General features: G+C 69.4%; 14 protein-coding genes. 10 read left to right on the top strand and 4 right to left on the bottom strand.

The window, feature by feature from the left end; genetic code table 11:
• Nucleotides 1-47 precede the first annotated feature (47 nt).
• Both NR792_RS13600 and NR792_RS13595 read right to left on the bottom strand, forming a co-directional pair.
• Complete coding sequence (locus NR792_RS13600; RefSeq protein WP_375760466.1) at nt 48-2,030, bottom strand: hypothetical protein; 1,983 nt, start codon at nt 2,028-2,030, stop codon at nt 48-50.
• Nucleotides 2,030-4,369 carry a bifunctional metallophosphatase/5'-nucleotidase gene (locus NR792_RS13595; RefSeq protein ID WP_375760465.1) on the bottom strand — a complete coding sequence of 780 codons (2,340 nt, stop codon included), beginning with the start codon at nt 4,367-4,369 and terminating at the stop codon, nt 2,030-2,032. The genes NR792_RS13600 and NR792_RS13595 overlap by 1 nt, the downstream gene beginning before the upstream one ends.
• Before the next feature lie 187 nt (nt 4,370-4,556).
• Between NR792_RS13595 and NR792_RS13590 the strand changes: the two genes are divergently transcribed.
• The 7 genes from NR792_RS13590 (at nt 4,557) to NR792_RS13560 (ending at nt 13,246) form a co-directional block, all read left to right on the top strand.
• Nucleotides 4,557-5,237: an NUDIX hydrolase gene (locus tag NR792_RS13590; protein WP_375760464.1), complete on the top strand. Its 681-nt coding sequence runs from the start codon at nt 4,557-4,559 to the stop codon at nt 5,235-5,237.
• Between the two features lie 82 nt (nt 5,238-5,319).
• Nucleotides 5,320-6,789 (top strand): MFS transporter, encoded by a 1,470-nt coding sequence (locus NR792_RS13585; protein ID WP_375760463.1) that lies wholly within the window; start codon nt 5,320-5,322, stop codon nt 6,787-6,789.
• A 100-nt stretch (nt 6,790-6,889) separates the two neighbouring features.
• Nucleotides 6,890-8,485 carry a hypothetical protein gene (locus NR792_RS13580; protein WP_375760462.1) on the top strand — a complete coding sequence of 532 codons (1,596 nt, stop codon included), beginning with the start codon at nt 6,890-6,892 and terminating at the stop codon, nt 8,483-8,485.
• Between the two features lie 45 nt (nt 8,486-8,530).
• Nucleotides 8,531-9,298, top strand: a complete 768-nt coding sequence (locus NR792_RS13575; protein WP_375760461.1) for a hypothetical protein — start codon at nt 8,531-8,533, stop codon at nt 9,296-9,298.
• Between the two features lie 132 nt (nt 9,299-9,430).
• Entirely contained in the window at nt 9,431-10,558 is a 1,128-nt protein-coding gene (gene pdhA / locus NR792_RS13570; protein ID WP_120529933.1) for a pyruvate dehydrogenase (acetyl-transferring) E1 component subunit alpha, read from the top strand.
• Between the two features lie 54 nt (nt 10,559-10,612).
• Nucleotides 10,613-11,599: a pyruvate dehydrogenase complex E1 component subunit beta gene (locus NR792_RS13565; protein WP_014398167.1), complete on the top strand. Its 987-nt coding sequence runs from the start codon at nt 10,613-10,615 to the stop codon at nt 11,597-11,599.
• A 6-nt stretch (nt 11,600-11,605) separates the two neighbouring features.
• Nucleotides 11,606-13,246 (top strand): pyruvate dehydrogenase complex dihydrolipoamide acetyltransferase, encoded by a 1,641-nt coding sequence (locus NR792_RS13560; protein WP_375760460.1) that lies wholly within the window; start codon nt 11,606-11,608, stop codon nt 13,244-13,246.
• Nucleotides 13,247-13,310: 64 nt separating this feature from the next.
• On the opposite strand, the gene NR792_RS13555 is transcribed toward NR792_RS13560, so the two are convergent.
• Nucleotides 13,311-13,517, bottom strand: a complete 207-nt coding sequence (locus NR792_RS13555; protein WP_375760459.1) for a hypothetical protein — start codon at nt 13,515-13,517, stop codon at nt 13,311-13,313.
• Between the two features lie 196 nt (nt 13,518-13,713).
• Between NR792_RS13555 and NR792_RS13550 the strand changes: the two genes are divergently transcribed.
• Together NR792_RS13550 and NR792_RS13545 are read left to right on the top strand one after the other, a co-directional pair.
• Nucleotides 13,714-13,974, top strand: coding sequence for a DUF2795 domain-containing protein (locus NR792_RS13550; protein ID WP_375760458.1), 261 nt, complete (start codon nt 13,714-13,716; stop codon nt 13,972-13,974).
• Nucleotides 13,975-14,122: 148 nt separating this feature from the next.
• Nucleotides 14,123-15,280 (top strand): sensor histidine kinase, encoded by a 1,158-nt coding sequence (locus NR792_RS13545; protein ID WP_375760457.1) that lies wholly within the window; start codon nt 14,123-14,125, stop codon nt 15,278-15,280.
• Here NR792_RS13545 and NR792_RS13540 read toward each other — a convergent pair.
• Complete coding sequence (locus NR792_RS13540; RefSeq protein ID WP_375760456.1) at nt 15,258-15,830, bottom strand: hypothetical protein; 573 nt, start codon at nt 15,828-15,830, stop codon at nt 15,258-15,260. The genes NR792_RS13545 and NR792_RS13540 overlap by 23 nt on opposite strands.
• Nucleotides 15,831-15,902: 72 nt before the next feature.
• On the opposite strand from NR792_RS13540, the gene NR792_RS13535 reads away from it, so the two are divergent.
• On the top strand, nt 15,903-16,871 hold the full coding sequence (locus NR792_RS13535; RefSeq protein WP_375760455.1) for a response regulator: 969 nt from the start codon (nt 15,903-15,905) through the stop codon (nt 16,869-16,871).
• Nucleotides 16,872-16,873 lie beyond the last annotated feature (2 nt).

Here is a 16,873-nt window from a genome sequence, read left to right as displayed (position 1 = left end):
GCATACCGCCGGGGCGCTCAATGCGACTGCTCAAAGATGAATGGCGACTACGGGCACGGCTTGATGGGCTTCGGGCACTCCATCCCGGGCCCGGGATAGCAGCACAGGTCGTCCTGATCTCTCGGCAGGACGTTCCAGCGCGGACGCGCGGGACCCACGTGCTTCAGGTGGCCCACGACGTCGAAGGTGGCCGCGCGCAGCTGCCGGCACTGGAGCGCCTTCGCCGCGTCGGCGTCGTTCTCGTTGCAGTCCGGGTTCAGGTCCGGCACCGCGTCCTTGATCTGCAGGCTGATGCGCGAGCGCGTGTCCGGCGCGACCTTGCAGCTGGCGTTGGCCGTGGCGGTGGCGTCACGCACCAGCGCGACCGTCACCTCGGAGCCCTGCAGGGTGTACTCGAAGCGGGTGTTCGCCGCGATGAGCGTGCCCGTCTGGTCCACCGTGACGTTGTCTCCGCCGAAGCGCGCGCGCACCGGCTGGTTGCAGAGGATGTTCAGCCGGTAGCCCTCGGGCAGCATCTTCGAGGGGCGCACGGACGTGTTGCCCACCGTGACGCTCATGATGCGGTTGGGAACGGACTCGTCCATGCCCAGGGACGCGGGGCCGGTGGCGTTCATCTCCACCACGAACTGACCGAAGTTCGTGTACGTCGTCTTCTCCGCGCAGATGGTGCCGGCGTACTCGCCAATGCCCAGCGTGCAGTCGATGATGCACTGGCGCTCCGGCAGGTCCGGATCATCCGGCGGCTCCGCGAAGCAGTTCTGCCAGGAGCGGGACGCGCCGCTGCCCGCCGGGCAGAACATGGGCATCTCGTTGTTGCCGTTGGCGTCGCAGTTGCGGAACACCTTGGGGAACTTCACCCGGCGCAGCTTCACCAGCGACGACTCCAGGCTCTCCATCTTGTAGTTCTTGTAGCTGTAGCCGCACAGGATGTCGTCCAGGTACGGCGACCCGCTGTAGCCGCACAGCCGGCCGCTCACCTCCACCGGCGGCACCTGGTCCAGGTACTTCTTCCACTGGTCCTGGGGCAGCAGGCGCACGTTCTCGCGCAGCGTCCACGCGGGGAAGCTCATCTGCGTGGTGTTGGTGAACTCGGCCACCGTGCCGGACAGCGTCCAGAGCAGGTCGCCGGAGTCCAGCCCTTCCGGGAAGGAGTAGTTGTAGATGTAGATGCTGTTGAAGCGGCCGGGGTTGTAGCCGTCCGGCTCCGCGGTCTGGATGTTCGCGCCGGGGACGCTCTTCTCCAGCACGCGGCAGGCCGTCATGTCCGTGACGTAGAAGCCGCTGGAGTCCGTGCCCGTCACCAGCAGCATCATCTGCTTGCCGTTGTTGGGGTCGGACGGGTCGCAGTTCTGCGTCAGCGGCTCGCCGGCCTCCGGGTTGCGGCCCACGCGCATGAACTGCTTGATGAAGACGCTCGTCTCCGAGCCGCCTTCCGGCATGTTGATGGTGGAGAGGGCGGGCTCCTCGAACCGGATGCCCTTGCTCAGCCCCGTCGCCAGCGTGCGGACCTCCGGCTCCTGGGGCAGCTGGGCCAGGTCGCCCACGACGCCGCCGTCGGCGTAGTCCAGCTCCAGGTCCTGGTCCTCCACCCAGACGTGCGTCTCGCCGTACAGGTGGGCCACGCGCACGCTGCCGGTGCCCTTGCCGTTGGTGAGCTGGGCCCAGCGCTTGCCGTAGTCACCGGTGAGGTCTCCCGGGATGACCCGGAAGGACACCGGCCCGTTGAAGGACGTCATCTCCCCGCCGCTGCCGTCCAGCGCGGTGATGGACAGGCCGATGTCCACGTCCGAGCGGGGCAGGGTGTAGGGGCAGTCCGCCGTGCCGCGCACCGTGGGCGGCACCGCCGCCTGGTCGTTGCCGTACTGCGCGGCGCACGCGTTCACCACCGGCAGCAGCGTGCCGGGCGCATCACCGGTGGTGATGCTGGTCACCTCCACGCGGAACGAGGTGAGCCCGGTGGGCGTCTCGGATTCCTTCGTGTAGCAGCCGGCCCCGAGGGCCAGCGTGGACAGCAGGAAGAGTCGCTTCATCACTTCACCCTCCGCCCGATGCGGCCATCCTCGATGGCACTCGCGATGGGCATGGCTGTGGGCTTCTCACAGAACGACCGCAGCTGGCTCGTCATGTTGCCGCACGTGGGGTTGCCCCCCGTCAGCAGGTCCCGGCAGGTGCAGCGGCCGGTGTAGGGGCCCTGCGGCAGCGCGCACTCCGCCACGGCCGCCTCCTTCGTCATGTCCGGCAGGCCGCACTGGGCCATGGCCTTCTGCTGCTCGGTGGCGTCCGCGGGCACCTTGAGCAGGTCCCGGCAGGAGCAGCTGCCCACGGTCTTGTCGAGCGCCTTCTCGAAGGCGTCCGACACCTTGCACGAGTTCAGCGTCTTCTCATCCACCGTCCACTGGCCGTTGACGAGCGAGCCGCAGCGCGTGCCGTTGCTGGACGTCTCCTTGCCCTCGAGCAGGTCCTTGCAGCTGCAGAAGCCCTGCATGTAGCCGATGAGCGAGTCGCGCAGGCTGATGCCCGTCTCGATGCGCGTGGTGTTGCGCTTGAGCACCGTGAAGCCGGAGCCGCCCTTGGCGATGTAGTCGTTCACCGCGACCTTGTACGTGCCGTTGGTGTCCAGCGGCCGGCCGTTGATCTGGATGTCGATGCCCGGGTGCGCCCAGCAGCGCGAACCGGCGGTGTCCTCCAGGCACTGCCACGGCGCGTGGCCCTCGCGGTTCTCCTGGGGGCAGTCCGTGGCCACCGTGGCCGGGGTGCACGCGATGCGCAGGTCGTTGAGCTGCACCTGGGCGCAGTCCATGGTGAAGCGGGCGCCGGAGATCTGCGCCTGGCTCACGCACCCGCGCTCCGCGGAGCGCTCGGTGACGAAGTCGAACATCTCCTGCATCTCCACGCCGGACAGGTACATGATGTTGATGGTGTTCTCGAACGGGAACACGTTGAACATCGACTCCTGCGTGACGACGCCCGCGTAGAGGTTGTCGCGGATGCCCAGCGAGTTGGTCAGCGCCATCTCCGCCTCCACGCGGTTGCGCTTGCGCATGGAGTCCGCGGCGATGTTGCCCAGCGGCGAGTCACCGCCGTTGGAGTTGTTGCGCCGCTGCACGTCGAGGGGGGCGTAGGAGAAGATGGAGGTGAGCTGCAGCTTCACGTCCATGCCCAGCAGGTACGGGACGAGCAGGTCCGTCGTCGGCGCGTCCTCCAGGCGGGCGCACTCCGCGATGGCGTCGCGCACGCCCGGCGCCTCGATGAACTTGCCCGGATCCCAGAAGATGTTGTCGTCGAAGCGGTACTTGCGCATCGCCTCGTTGCACCAGAGGCCGTCCACCGGGAACGCGTGGTAGTCCTGGCTGATGACCTCCGCGCCCTCGGCCTCGCCCTGCTGCGAGGGCATCTTCACGACCAGCTCCAGGCGGCCCACGTACTTGGCGAACGCGCCCGAGTGCGACAGCACGACCTTGCGGCCGCTGGGGTCCGTCACCAGCTGCGGCGGGTTGAGCACCACGTGCAGGTGGCCGCCCATGATCACGTCCATGCCGCTGACGCCCGCGATGTGCACGCGCACCACCGACTTGTCGTTGCCTTCAGGACCGAACCACTCCAGCACCTTCCACGCGTCGTGCGAGCGCTCGATGAAGGGCTTCGCGCGGCCGTACTCATAGTACGCCTCGTAGCCCTGGATGAGATCCTGGTCCTCGGTGAGGCCCAGGTGGCTGACGATGACAATCAGGTCCGTCACCGGGCGCAGGAGCTCCACGTAGGAGCGCGCGGCCTCGTTCTGCTCCAGCGGCGTCACCTGCAGGCTGTTGCCGCCCTCCACGATGGAGTTGAGCGAGGAGATGTTCGCCATGCCGATGACGCCCACCCGCAGGCCCTTCACCGTGCGGATGGTGTAGGGGGCGGTCACCATGGCGGCGCCGTTGGTGCCCGTCGCCTTCGGGTCGTCCCAGAAGTAGTTGGCGGCCAGCAGCGGGAAGTTGGCGAAGTTGCGCGCCTTCTGGACGAAGTTGAGGGCGCCCGCGTCGAACTCGTGGTTGCCCACCACGGCGGCGTCCAGCCGGGACTCGGACAGGAAGCGGAACTCCGCCTCGCCCGTGTTCACGTTGAAGATGGGCGCGCCCTGGAAGCAGTCACCGGAGTCCAGGTGCAGGACGCGGTCGCCCTTCTTGCGCTCGCGCTTGAGGATGGACGCGATGCGCGTGGCGCCGCCGAAGGGACCGGCCTCTGGGATGAGCTCCAGGTCCTGGTCCGTCTTCAGCGGTGTGAAGTCATACGGCACGAGCCGCGAGTGGATGTCAGAGGTATGAAGGAGGGTAAGCCGCACCTCCTGACCCTCGAGGTGGTAGTCCTGGCCTTCCAGCACAGGCATGCACGAGGCGAGAGCCAGGGCGCAGGCGCAGAAGAGGCCGAGCAGTGCGCGACACATTCGTGACGGATCCGTGATTCGTAGGGAGTGACGACTTGAGGACGGCGCAACCTACGGGATCAAGGGTGCACGGGCAAGCAACGCCACCGTGGCACCTCCACCTACCAGGGTACCAGGAGAGCAGGCAGACATGCGTCCCAGCAGTTCCAATGTGACTGACATCGAGATCATCGAGGATTTCTCCGCCACGGCGCGTTGCGACGAGGGTTTCCTCCGGGTGCGTCGGCTGCGCTGCCGCAACCGGCGCGCGGACGGGTCCTCCTCTCCGGTGTACCGCGTGGATGTGGTGGACCGTCCCCGGTTGGATGCGGTGTCGGTGCTCATCTACCGCCGTGCGTCGGACGGAAACGTGGAAGTCCTGACGCGGATGAACCTGCGCCCCGCGGCGTACTTCCGCCGCGAGCAGACCGCGTCCATGACAGTCCCTGACACGGTGAGCTATCTGCGCGTGGAGGAGATCGTCGCGGGCCTCCTGGAGCCGTCCGACAAGGGCGAGGAGGGCCTCCGCCGCCGCGCGGCGGAGGAGGTGAAGGAGGAGGCGGGCTACACGGTGCGGCCGGAGGACATCCAGCTGCTGGGCGGCGCGTTCTTCCTCGCGCCGGGCATCCTGTCGGAGAAGGTCTTCCCGGCCGCGGTGGACGTCACCGGCGTGGAGCAGGGCGAGGTGGAGGGGGACGGCTCTCCCTTGGAGGAGGGCATCCACCTGCAGTGGCGGCCGCTCTCCGCGGTGCTGGAGGCGTGCCGGCGCGGGGACATCGCGGACGCGAAGACGGAGGTGTCCCTCACGCGGCTGCTCGCCCGGCTCGCCTGAGCGGCTTGCTGTTTCCGGGGTGAGGAGGGACGGGGTAGGGTGCGGCCCCGTTCCGTTTCCTCCTCCAGGCGAGGTTCGTCGCATGTCGTCGCTGCCCCCGTGGCTGGCCCAGCTGTTGCCCATCGTCATCCTGCTCGGGGCCATTGGCCTGGTGCTCTCGCGGCTCCCGAAGGTGGAGCTGGGGCACAGCGATGCGTTCCGCCGCCGCCGCTTCTTCAACTGGTTCCCCCTGGGCCTGACGTACGCGTTCCTCTACATGGGGCGCTACAACGTCAACGTGGCGACGAGCGCCATGGGCGCCCAGACGTCCAACGCGGACTTCGCGACCATCTTCTTCTGGGGGACGCTCACGTACGGCGCGGCCTTCCTCCTCAACGGCCCGCTGACGGACAAGCTGGGCGGCCGCTTCACCATCCTCCTGTCCGCGGGCGGCTCCGCGGCGGCGAACATCGCCATGGGCGGGCTGGTGTACGCGGTGCTGAAGAACGGCTGGGCCCCGCCGGGCGGCGTGGTGGCGTGGCTCGCGTTCCTCTACAGCGTGAACATGTACTTCCAGAGCTTCGGCGCGGTCTCCATCGTCAAGGTGAACGCGTCGTGGTTCCACGTGCGGGAGCGCGGCCAGCTGGGCGGCGTCTTCGGCATCCTCATCTCGCTGGGCCTGTACTTCGCGTTCGACTGGTGCCGCTTCATCGCGGACGCGGCGCCGGTGTGGTGGGTCTTCTTCGTGCCCGCGGCGATGCTCCTGGGCTTCCTGGTGCTGGACTCCTTCGTCATCCGCGACACGCCGTCCCAGACGGGCCACCCGGACTTCGACACGGCGGATGCGTCCAGCGGGGAGACGGGCCCGGCGCTCAGCGTGCCCCAGCTCTTCGGCAAGCTCTTGAGCAACCGCGTCATCCTCATCATCCTGGGCGTGGAGTTCTGCAGCGGCTTCCTGCGCAACGCGGTGATGCAGTGGTTCCCCAAGTACGCCAAGGCGGTGGGGGAGTCCGGCGGCTTCGTGGCCTCCAACTGGGGCATGCTGTCGTGCGTCGCGGGCATCCTGGGCGGCATGTTCGCGGGCGTCATCAGCGACCGCATCTTCGACTCGCGCCGGGGCCCCGTGTCCGCGGTGCTCTACGCGGGCCTGCTCCTGGGCGCGGTGGGCGCGGTGTTCCTCCTGGGAACGGCCGGGGCCGGCTGGTCCGTGGTGTTCATGTCCCTGTGCGTCATCGGCGTGCACGGCATGCTGTCCGGCACGGCCACCATGGACTTCGGCGGCAAGAAGAACGCGGGCATCGTGGTGGGCATCATCGACGGCGCGGTGTACGCGGGCACCGCCATCCACGCGCTCGTCTACGGGAAGATTCTTCCCACGGGTGACGCCATGAAGGACCCGGCCAACTGGAAGCCGTGGCCCCTGGCCATGCTGCCCCTGGCCGTGCTGGGCCTGGTGCTGGCGTCGCGGGTGTGGAACGCGAAGCCCCAGCCCAAGGCCGCGCCCCTGCCGGTGGGCGACGTCGTCCCGGGCGCCGTGCCGGGCGGGACGTCTCGTACGGGCACCAACGGTTGAGGCCCCACGGGAGCGCTCCGGGTGTACCGCCCCGGACGCGCCCCTGTACCCAGGTGGGGGTGGCTCCCGTGTGACAGGCCTGTGACGTAGACTGGAGTTTGTGTCCCAGGCCCCTGAAGCACTCCACAGCCGGTTCGACGTCCACGACCGCAAGCAGTTCGAGATCAAGCTCGAGTACCAGCCCACGGGCGCGGACGAGACGCGCTACCTGGTGGAGGCCTACCTCTTCCTGCCGTCGAGCCTGAACATCGACGCGGAGACGTACCCGCGCGCGGACTTCTACGCGGACATCCACAACTACGTGCGCTTCAAGACGCCGGTGATGGGGCTCGGGGAGCTCCTGTCGTCGGAGGGCTCGCCGCTGGTGAAGCTGGAGGCGTGGCAGCGCACGGGGCTGGCGCCGGAGGCGGACGTCGTCTACCAGGCGAAGCTCTTCTCGTGCGTGCTGCGCGGCGCGCTGCGCCGGTTCGCCACCACGGTGGAGACGCGCTGTGACGCGAAGGCCGGCGAGGCGGGAAGGGTGGACCTGGAGTCGGTGGTCCGGCAGGCGGGGGAGTCCGTGCCCGTGGTGCTGGAGCGCTTCCGCGCGTGGCTGCGCGCCACCGGGGAGGCGAAGCTCCAGGAGAAGACGCGCGCGTCGCTGCGGCTGGTGGACGAGTACGTGAGCCTGCTGGTGGAGCAGTTCTTCCGCCGCGCGGTGGCGGACATGGACGCGCTGCCGCGCACGGGGCCGTGGCTGCCCTTGCGCAAGGGGCTGATGGAGGCGGTGCTGCGCGAGGAGTCCTACCGCAAGGAGCACCGGCTGCGCTCCGTGTTGAGCCCCACCGGGGACAACGAGGAGTACATGCAGCGGCTGGGGTTCCTGAAGAAGTTCTGCATGAACGTGCTCTTCCTGTCCTCGCGCCGGCGTCAGCGGCGGCAGGGCTGGGAGGAGGTGCTGTTCGCCATCGCGGCGGGCGTGGCCATGGCGTTCGCCACGTCCGTGGCGCTCTGGGCGCAGGTGCGCTTCACGCAGGTGAGCCTCAACTTCTTCCTGGTGGCCGTGGTCGGCTACATGATGAAGGACCGCATCAAGGAAGGCCTGCGGCGCATGTTCAGCCGCGTGGCCGCCACGCACCTGTACGACCGGACCACGGACCTGGTGGACCCCGTCACGGCGCGCGCCATCGGCATCTGCGAGGAGCGCGTGGACTACGGCGCGGCGGTGAAGGTGCCGCAGGCGGTGTCCTCCCTGCGGCTGCACGACGACTTCCTCACCGTGTCCCAGGGGGAGCTGTCAGAGGCCGTCATCCGCTACCAGAAGCGCATCGTGCTGGACGCGCGCCTGCTGCCCCGCTCCGAGCGCGGCCTCACCGGCGTGACGGACATCCTGCGGCTGCACGTGGGGCGCTTCCTGCGCGACATGGACGAGCCGGAGTTCGCGCTGGAGTACGTGGACCTGGAGGACTTCTCCGTGGGCCACATCCGGGGCGCGAAGCGCTATCCGGTGGACCTGGTGTTCCGCTTCACGGTCATGGAGGCGGGCGTGCGCAAGGAATCCGCGCAGCTGGTGCGCCTGGTGCTGGACCGCAACGGCATCCAGCGCATGCAGAACTTCGTCCGGGCCCCTGAAGCCCTGGCGCCGGCGCAGGCGGCGTCAGCGGAGCCCGCGGGGTCGGTGCCCGTCCAGCCGGCCGCGTGGCGCGCGGGCGCGTGATTTGATGGCCAGCCCGGCGCCGGGGGCATGTATCTTCCGGCGTCCATGGCTTTTGAAGACCTCAAGCAACGCGTGCGGCCGGACTGGCGCGACACGCTGAAGGGCATCCTGGAGAAGGCCCGCTCGCTCGGCCCCCAGGCGGTCCTGGCGTTCGACCTGGACTCCACCCTCTTCGACAACCGGCCCCGCCAGGCGCGCATCCTGCGCGAGTACGGCGACGCCCGGTCGCTGGGCCTGCTCTCCGTGTGCGAGCCCCGCCACTGGGACACCGGCTGGGACATGCGCGCCGCCATGCGGGCGTGCGGCATGGCGGACGCGGAAGTCGAGCAGCGCTACGCGGACGCGAGGGCCTTCTGGCAGGAGCGCTTCTTCACCAGCGCCTACTGCGTCTCCGACGAGGCCATCGAGGGGGCGGCGGCCTTCACCCAGGCGGTGGCCGCCACGGGCGCGCAGGTCGTCTACCTCACCGGCCGCCACGAGGCGATGCGCGAGGGCACCGTGGCGTGCCTGGCGCGCTGTGGGATGGTGACGCCCCCGGGGACGGACGGGCGCGTGCACCTCGTCATGAAGCCCACGCTCACGGAGGACGACGACGCGTTCAAGCGCGAGGCGCACGCGCGCCTGGGCCGCATGGGCACCGTGGTGGCTGCGTTCGACAATGAACCCACGCACGCCAATGACTACCGCCACCGCTTCCCGGAGGCGACGGTCATCCACCTGGCCACGGACCACTCGGGAAGGGCCGTGGAGTTGAAGGATGGCATCGTGTCGGTGCCGCATTTCGCCTTGGAGGACGTGACGCACCGCGCCTGAAAGAAAGGCGTGATGGACGACGGTTTCTGAAAGGCTTTGGAAGTCCCTTTGCCGCGCGCTAAGAGGCGCACGGCGTTCGCCGCCCTTTCCCCCTCGGGTCCCCAGGGGCGGCCCAGACGGAGGCATGCCGCGGTGGCCAGCGCGTACTCGAAGGACTTGTTGTTGACGATGTACCGGAAGATGTACCTCCTGCGCCGCTTCGAGGAGCGGGCCGGCCAGCAGTACACGCTGGGGAAGATCGCCGGCTTCTGTCACCTCTACATCGGCCAGGAAGCCGTGGCGGTGGGCTGCAACGAGGCCATCCGCCCGGATGACTACATGCTGTCCGCCTACCGCGACCACGGCCAGCCGCTGGCGCGTGGCAGCGACGCCGGGATGATCATGGCGGAGCTGTTCGGCCGGGGCTCCGGCTACAGCAAGGGCAAGGGCGGCTCGATGCACATCTTCGACATCGAGCACCACTTCTACGGGGGCTACGGCATCGTCGGCGGGCAGATTCCGCTCGCGGCGGGCATGGCCTTCGCCAGCCGCTACCGCAACGAAGACCGCGTCACGGTGTGCTTCTTCGGCGACGCGGCCGCCAACCAGGGCGCCTTCCACGAAACCTTCAACATGGCGCAGAAGTGGAAGCTGCCGGTCATCTACATCTGCGAGAACAACCGCTACGGCATGGGCACGGCCATCGCGCGCACGTCCGCGGTGCCGGAGATCCACAAGCGCGCGTCCGCGTACGGCATGCGCGGTGAGGCCGTGGACGGCATGGACGTCCTCAAGATGTACGAGGCGGTGAAGGACGCCGCCGAGTACTGCCGCGCGGGCAAGGGCCCCGTGCTGATGGAGGCGAACACGTACCGCTTCCGCGGCCACTCCATGGCGGACCCGGCGAACTACCGCACCAAGCAGGAGGTGGAGGACGAGCGCAAGAACGACCCCATCCCCAAGCTGCGCGAGTTCGCGATGAAGCAGGGCTTCAAGCTCACCGACGCGGACTTCGAGGCCATCGAGGAGGAGGAGAAGCGCGCGGTGGACGCGGCGGTGAAGTTCGCCGACGAGTCGCCCGAGCCCAGCGTGGACGAGCTGTGGCGCGACACCATCGTGGAGCCGGGCGAGGAGGACGTGCGCCCGCGCGAGCGCGTGCTGGGCGTGAAGGTCACCAACTGGCCGAAGTACCCGTCGGGCCAGGAGCTGAAGGTGACCTGGGACCTGGAGCCCCGCGCCGAGGCCGAGCAGGCGGACAAGAAGGCGGGCCTGAGCCGCTAGCGCTCACGCCTCCCCAAGCCACAACCCTTTCGAGATTCGAGTTCGGAGCCGACGATGCCCGAGTTGATGTATCGCGAAGCGTTGAACCAGGCGCTCGCCGAGGAGATGGAGCGCGACGCCAATGTGTTCCTCATTGGCGAGGAAGTGGGCCGCTACAACGGCGCGTTCAAGGTGTCCCAGGGCCTGCTGGACAAGTTCGGGAGCGCGCGCATCATCGACGCGCCCATCAGCGAGCTGGGCTTCACGGGCCTGTCCGTGGGCGCGGCGGCGGTGGGCCTGCGCCCGGTGGTGGAGATGATGACCTGGAACTTCGCCATCCTGGCGATGGACCAGATCGTCAACAACGCGGCCAAGCTGCGCCACATGAGCGGCGGCCAGCTGCGCTGCCCCATCGTGTTCCGCGGCCCGGGTGGCGCGGGCGGCCGGCTCTCCAGCCAGCACAGCCAGGCGCTGGAGGCCAACTACGCGCACTTCCCCGGCCTGAAGGTGATTGCCCCGGCGACCCCGGCGGACGCCAAGGGCATGCTCAAGAGCGCCATCCGGGACGAGAACCCGGTGGTCATGTTCGAGGGCGAGCGCCTCTACGCCATCAAGGGCGAGGTGCCGGAGGGCGAGCACATCGTTCCCCTGGGCAAGGCGGACGTGAAGCGTGAGGGCACGGACGTCACGCTCATCACCTGGAGCCGGATGTACTACTTCTGCATGGAGGCCGCGGAGGCCCTGGCGAAGGAAGGCATCAGCGTGGAGGTGCTGGACCTGCGCACCCTGCGCCCCCTGGACGAGGAGGCCATCCTCGCGAGCGTGCGCAAGACGAACCGTGCGGTCATCTGCGAGGAGGGCTGGGCGCTGGCCGGTGTCGGCGCGTCCGTGGTGGACCTCATCCAGTCCCAGGCGTTCGACGACCTGGACGCGCCCGTCGTGCGCGTCACCGGGTTGGATGTGAACATGTCCTATGCGGCGAACCTGGAGAACGCGACCCAGCCGGACGCGCCCAAGATCATCGCCGCCATCAAGAAGGTCCTGTACCGCGAGGGAGCCTGACCGCGTATGGCGACGCCCATTCAGATGCCCAGCCTTTCCCCGACGATGAAGGAGGGGAAGATCGTCAAGTGGCTGAAGAAGGTGGGAGACAAGGTCTCCTCCGGAGACGCCATCGCCGAGGTGGAGACGGACAAGTCCAACCTCGAGGTGGAAGCCTTCGACGACGGCTACCTCATTGAAATCGCCGTGCCCGAGGGCGAGGTCGCCACGGTGGGTTCGCCCATCGGCTTCCTCGGCGCCAAGGGTGAGAAGGCCACGGGCGGGGCTGCTGCTGCCCCCGCGCCGCAGAAGACGGAGGCCCCCAAGGCCGCCGCTCCCGCCGCCGCCCCGAAGCCTCCCGAGCAGGCCCCGGCTCCCGCCGCCAGCGGCGCGGGCGAGGGGATTGCCATCCTGATGCCCTCCCTCTCTCCGACGATGACGGAGGGGAAGATCGTCAAGTGGCTGAAGAAGGAGGGGGACAAGGTCTCCTCCGGAGACGCCATCGCCGAGGTGGAGACGGACAAGTCCAACCTCGAGGTGGAGGCGTACGACGACGGCACGCTCGCGCGCATCAGCGTGCAGGCGGGCGACATGGCCAAGGTCGGCGCGCCCATCGCGTTCCTCACGCCCAAGGGCGCCAAGGCCGGCGCGTCCGCTCCGGCGGCCGCTCCCAAGGCGCCTGCCCAGGCTCCCGCCGCCGCGGCTCCGTCCGCGCCCGCCGGGGGACAGGTCGTTCCGCTGCGCCGCGAGCCCCAGGCTCCGCAGGCCTCCGGCGCGGGCGGCCGGCTGCGCGCCAGCCCGCTGGCGAAGCGCATGGCCCAGGAGCGCGGGCTGGACATCAGCCAGGTGCGCGGCACGGGTCCGCTGGGCCGCGTGGTGAAGCGCGACGTGGAGCAGGCGCTGGGCCAGGGCCTGGCGAAGGCTCCCGCGCAGGCGCCGGCGGCGAAGAAGGCCGGAGCCCCGCCGGAGGTTCGCGCCTTCGGCACGCGTCCGGAGCCGCAGGCGGTGCCCATGTCCTCCATGCGCAAGGTCATTGGCCAGCGCATGTCGGAAGTGAAGCCCGGCGTGCCGCACTTCTACCTCACGGTGGAAGTGGAGATGGACGCCGCGGTGAAGATCCGCGAGGAGGCCAAGGCGCTGGACCTCAAGGTGTCCGTCAACGACATCATCGTGAAGGCGGCGGCCATCGCGCTGCGGCGTTCACCGAAGATGAACGTGTCGCTCCAGGGCGACCAGGTGCTGCACTACGGCACCGTGGACGTGGGCATCGCGGTCGCCATCGAGGACGGCCTCATCACGCCCATCATCCGCGACGCGGACTTGAAGGGCCTGCAGGCCATCTCCGCCGAGTCCCGCGACATGGCGGAGCGCGCCCGCAAGCGCGCCCTGAAGCCGGCCGAGTACAACGGCGGCTCGCTCACGGTGAGCAACCTGGGCATGTACGGCATCGACCAGTTCATCGCCGTCATCAACCCGCCCCAGTCCGCCATCATCGCGGTGGGCGCCGTGGCGGAGAAGGCCGTGGTGCGTGACGGCCAGCTGGCGGTGCGCAAGATGATGACGGTGACGCTGTCGGGTGACCACCGCGTCATCGACGGGGCCACCGGCGCGGAGTACCTCCGCGAGCTGAAGGGGCTCCTGGAGCACCCCTCGCGGTTGCTGTTCTAGCGGTCGAGCGGTCCGCTGGCTTCGCCCCCGTGCGACACGCACGGGGGCGAAAGCCCGGCCTGGGCTACTCCCGCGTCGGCTCGTCCGACTCGACGTCCTTCTCCAGCTTGCGCTGCGCCTCGGTGACGTCCGCCTGGTCCGCGCGCTTCGTGCCCGTCTCCAGGTCCTCCTCGTGCTCCTGGCTGCGGCCCTGGATGCCGGGCCACGGGTCCGGGCGGGTGGCCTGCACGTGCTTCACGGGCTTCACGTCCTCGTTCTTCTTGTCCGCCATGGTGCGTCACTCCTCCCCGGAAAACGGGGGCGTGGATGGAACTTCCGTGGCGGTACGGTGGGATGCCCACACCTGCGCGGCCACCCGGTGGGATGGAGGAGCAGAGCGCCTGCCTGCCTGACTCCCTTCGGACGGCGAAAAAAGGTCGGCAGCCGGAGCGGTTCGCTGCTTAACTTCTCACTCAATGAACGACGACATGACTCGCGAGCGCCTGGGACTTGGACTGCAGGAGGTGGAGCGGTCTCCGGCCCCCCTGACTCCGGTGGTGTCCCTGGCGCACTCGCTGCAGCAGGCGCTGCGCGGCGCGGTGTTCCCGCTCACCGCGGAGCAGTTGGTCTGGGTGGCGCGTGAGAACGAGGCGCCGCCGCACGTGGTGTCGCTCCTGGGGACGCTGCCCCGCGGCCGTTTCCCTTCCGTGGACACGGTGGCGCTCGCGCTCGGGAACGCCTCCGTCTGACGCCTCAGTCCGAGGTGACGTGCTGTTTGCGACGTTCGCTTACGGCCTGGGTACAAGGTACCCCCAGGCGCGCGGTCGGACGTGCGCGTTATCTTCGGCGCGACCAGCCTGTCTTCCGGATGAGGAAGCCATGGTCTGGAGGAGCTCCATGAACGCCTCGGACCTGCCCGCCGTGCTGTACGTGGACGACGACGCCCTCAACCTGAGGGTGTTCGACGCCAACTTCGGGCAGCGGTTTCGCATCTTCCGGTGCTCGTCCCCCAACGAGGCCCTGGCGCTGCTGGAGCAGCGGCGCGGGGAGATTGGCGTGGTGCTGTCGGACCAGCGCATGCCGGGGATGACGGGCGTGGAGCTCCTGGAGAAGGCGCGCACCATCGCGCCGGACGCCAAGCGCATGCTGGTGACGGCGTACGCGGACATGCAGGCCGTCATCGACGCGGTGAACCGCGGCCAGGTGACGCGCTACTTCGTCAAGCCGTGGGACCGCGCGGAGCTGCTGGCGGCGCTGGAGGACGCGCTCAAGATTGCCCGGCTGGAGCTGCGCATCCGCGAAGTCGAAGGCCGGATGATGAAGTCCGAGCGTCTGGCCACGCTGGGGCAGGTGACCGCGGGCATCGCGCACGAGCTCATGGGCCCGGTGGGCTACCTCACGCAGAACGTGTCCTCGCTCCAGCGCGACATGGAGCGCGTGGTGCAGTACGTGTCGCGCCACCTGGCGACGGATCCGGACGCGGAGGTGTCCTCCACCATCGAGGACCTGCCGTCGCTCATCAAGGACCTGTCCGAGGGCGCCAGCCACCTGCGCGGGGTGGCGCTGGGCCTGCGCGCGCAGGCGCGGGGCGAGGACATGGAGGCCACCGCGGACGTGGCGGAAGTCGTCTCCTTCGCGGTGAAGCTGGCGCGAGCGGAGGTCCGCGACCGGGCGCGGCTCACCAGCAGCGGCGAGCCCATCCGCATCGTCTTCGGGCCGGTGAAGCTGTGCCAGGTGCTGCTCAACCTCATCGTCAACGCGGCGCAGGCCATGGAGGGCACGGACCGTCCGGGCCGCATCGACGTGCGGTGGGCGGCGCGCGACGAGGACGTGATGCTGACCGTGTCGGACAACGGCTGCGGCATCCCGGTGGCGCTCCAGGAGAAGGTGTTCCAGCCGCTCTTCACCACCAAGCCCGTGGGCATCGGCACGGGGCTGGGCCTGTCCATCTGCCGCGAGCTGGTGACCCAGTTCGGCGGTCAGCTCCGCCTGTCGTCCACGCCGGGCGAGGGCACCGAAATCGAGCTCACCTTCAAGCGAGCCCCGCTCCCTTGAGCCCGAAGGCGTTGTGCAGCAGCCGCCACACCCGGTAGAGGGTGTCGCTCTCCTGCGGCCGCACGTCCCGCACCAGGAGTGCGCGCCGGGGCGCGGCTTCCGGGCCGTACTCCACCACCAGTGCGTATCCGCCCTTCGGCGGCTGGAGGATGTGCACCGCGCGCACGTCGTCGAAGGGGAGCGTCTCCGTGCGCGCCGCGCCGGGGGCCCAGGCGAGCGTCTCCAGCCGCAGGGACTCCGTCTTGAAGTGCAGCACGAAGCGCCGCCGCCGCAGCCGCGCCTCCATCACCAGCGCGCCGCCCACCAGCCCCCCCGCCAGCACCAGCAGCAGGGTCGCGGCGCCGGGCGTGCGGGCCTTGTCCAGGACGAGCAGGAGCAGCCCCACCCCCGTGCACACCGCGGCCAGGGCCACGAGGAGGGTGGGCAACAGCCGCAGCGTCCAGGCCGGCGGCAGGGACTCACCCACCAGCCGGCCCCCGTCGTAGAACAGCCGCACGTCGCCCAGCCGTGGGGGCACCCGGTTCTCCCGGAGCGCGTCTTCGAAGCTCACTCGGCGAGCATAGTGGGCGCGCCTGTTTCCCACCCTCGAAGTTGGACGTGAGCTGTGCGATCCTCCCAATTCATGGATCTCCCGTTCGAGACCGGCGAAGGTGAAGGGGAAGGGCGGGGGACGCTCGCCTCGAAGGTGCTGCTGGTGGATGACGAGCCGGTGGTGCTCGACATCTGCGTGCGCTTGTTGGCGCGCGAGGCGGACCTCATCGTCTCCCCCGTGGGCAGCGCCGAAGAGGCGCTCGTCCTGTTGAAGGACCAGCGCTTCGACGTGCTGGTGACGGACAAGAACCTGCCCGGCATGGGCGGGGTGGAGCTCATCGCGGAGGCGCGGCGGATGCAGCCCGCGCTGGAGGCGGTGATGATCACCGCCTACGCCAGCTCCGAGTCCGTCATCGCCGCGTTCGCCGCCGGCGCCAGCGACTACATCGTCAAGCCCTTCGATGACCTGCGCGTGCTGCGCGCCAAGGTGCGCGCCGCGCTGGAGCGCCGCTCGGAGCGGGTGCGCACGCGCGACGGTGCCCGGGAGATGGCCCGTCAGGCCGCGGCGCTGCTGGACGCGGGCCGGGACGCCCCGGAGCCCGCGCACGAAGCGCTGGAGACGGAGCTGCGCAACTACGAGCAGGCGGTGCGCATGGGCCACACCGGCAGCGTCGCGGTGGTGGGCAGCGCGGAAGCCGTGAAGGTGCTGCGGGAAGCGGACTTCGAGGTGGTGGAGCTGCCGCCGTACTCGCCCCAGCTGGAGAGCGCGGACGTGGTGGTGGTGGAGACCGGAGACCCGCAGTGGCACACGCTGGCGGAGCGGCTCCAGGGCCGCTCCCCGGACGTGGTGCTGCTGGCCGGCGCCGACGCGGACCTGAGCGACCTGCTGGAGGCCATCACCCTGCGCATGGACCTGGTGGGCTACGGCCAGGCCAACGCCACCCGCGTCCTGCCGGAGAAGGTGCGCATGCTGCTGATGCGCCGGGGCATCCAGCGCGCCCAGCAGCGGCTCACCGCCGCGCTGGACACCTTCCGCCAGAGCATCGCGACCACGAACTGAAG

It is taken from the genome of Corallococcus exercitus (genome assembly GCF_042231735.1).
Taxonomy (GTDB): domain Bacteria; phylum Myxococcota; class Myxococcia; order Myxococcales; family Myxococcaceae; genus Corallococcus; species Corallococcus exercitus_B.
The sequence above is the reverse complement of the archived record's forward strand: the minus strand, read 5'-3'. Positions and strand labels throughout refer to the sequence as shown.

Coding starts and splice junctions, on each gene's coding strand:
- NR792_RS13535 (WP_375760455.1), top strand. CDS start 15,903: ATGGATCTCCCGTTCGAGACCGGCGAAGGTGAAGGGGAAGGGCGGGGG.
- NR792_RS13585 (WP_375760463.1), top strand. CDS start 5,320: ATGTCGTCGCTGCCCCCGTGGCTGGCCCAGCTGTTGCCCATCGTCATC.
- NR792_RS13560 (WP_375760460.1), top strand. CDS start 11,606: ATGGCGACGCCCATTCAGATGCCCAGCCTTTCCCCGACGATGAAGGAG.
- NR792_RS13545 (WP_375760457.1), top strand. CDS start 14,123: ATGAACGCCTCGGACCTGCCCGCCGTGCTGTACGTGGACGACGACGCC.
- NR792_RS13565 (WP_014398167.1), top strand. CDS start 10,613: ATGCCCGAGTTGATGTATCGCGAAGCGTTGAACCAGGCGCTCGCCGAG.
- NR792_RS13590 (WP_375760464.1), top strand. CDS start 4,557: ATGCGTCCCAGCAGTTCCAATGTGACTGACATCGAGATCATCGAGGAT.
- NR792_RS13595 (WP_375760465.1), bottom strand. CDS start 4,369: ATGCCTGTGCTGGAAGGCCAGGACTACCACCTCGAGGGTCAGGAGGTG.
- NR792_RS13600 (WP_375760466.1), bottom strand. CDS start 2,030: ATGAAGCGACTCTTCCTGCTGTCCACGCTGGCCCTCGGGGCCGGCTGC.
- NR792_RS13550 (WP_375760458.1), top strand. CDS start 13,714: ATGACTCGCGAGCGCCTGGGACTTGGACTGCAGGAGGTGGAGCGGTCT.
- NR792_RS13575 (WP_375760461.1), top strand. CDS start 8,531: ATGGCTTTTGAAGACCTCAAGCAACGCGTGCGGCCGGACTGGCGCGAC.
- NR792_RS13555 (WP_375760459.1), bottom strand. CDS start 13,517: ATGGCGGACAAGAAGAACGAGGACGTGAAGCCCGTGAAGCACGTGCAG.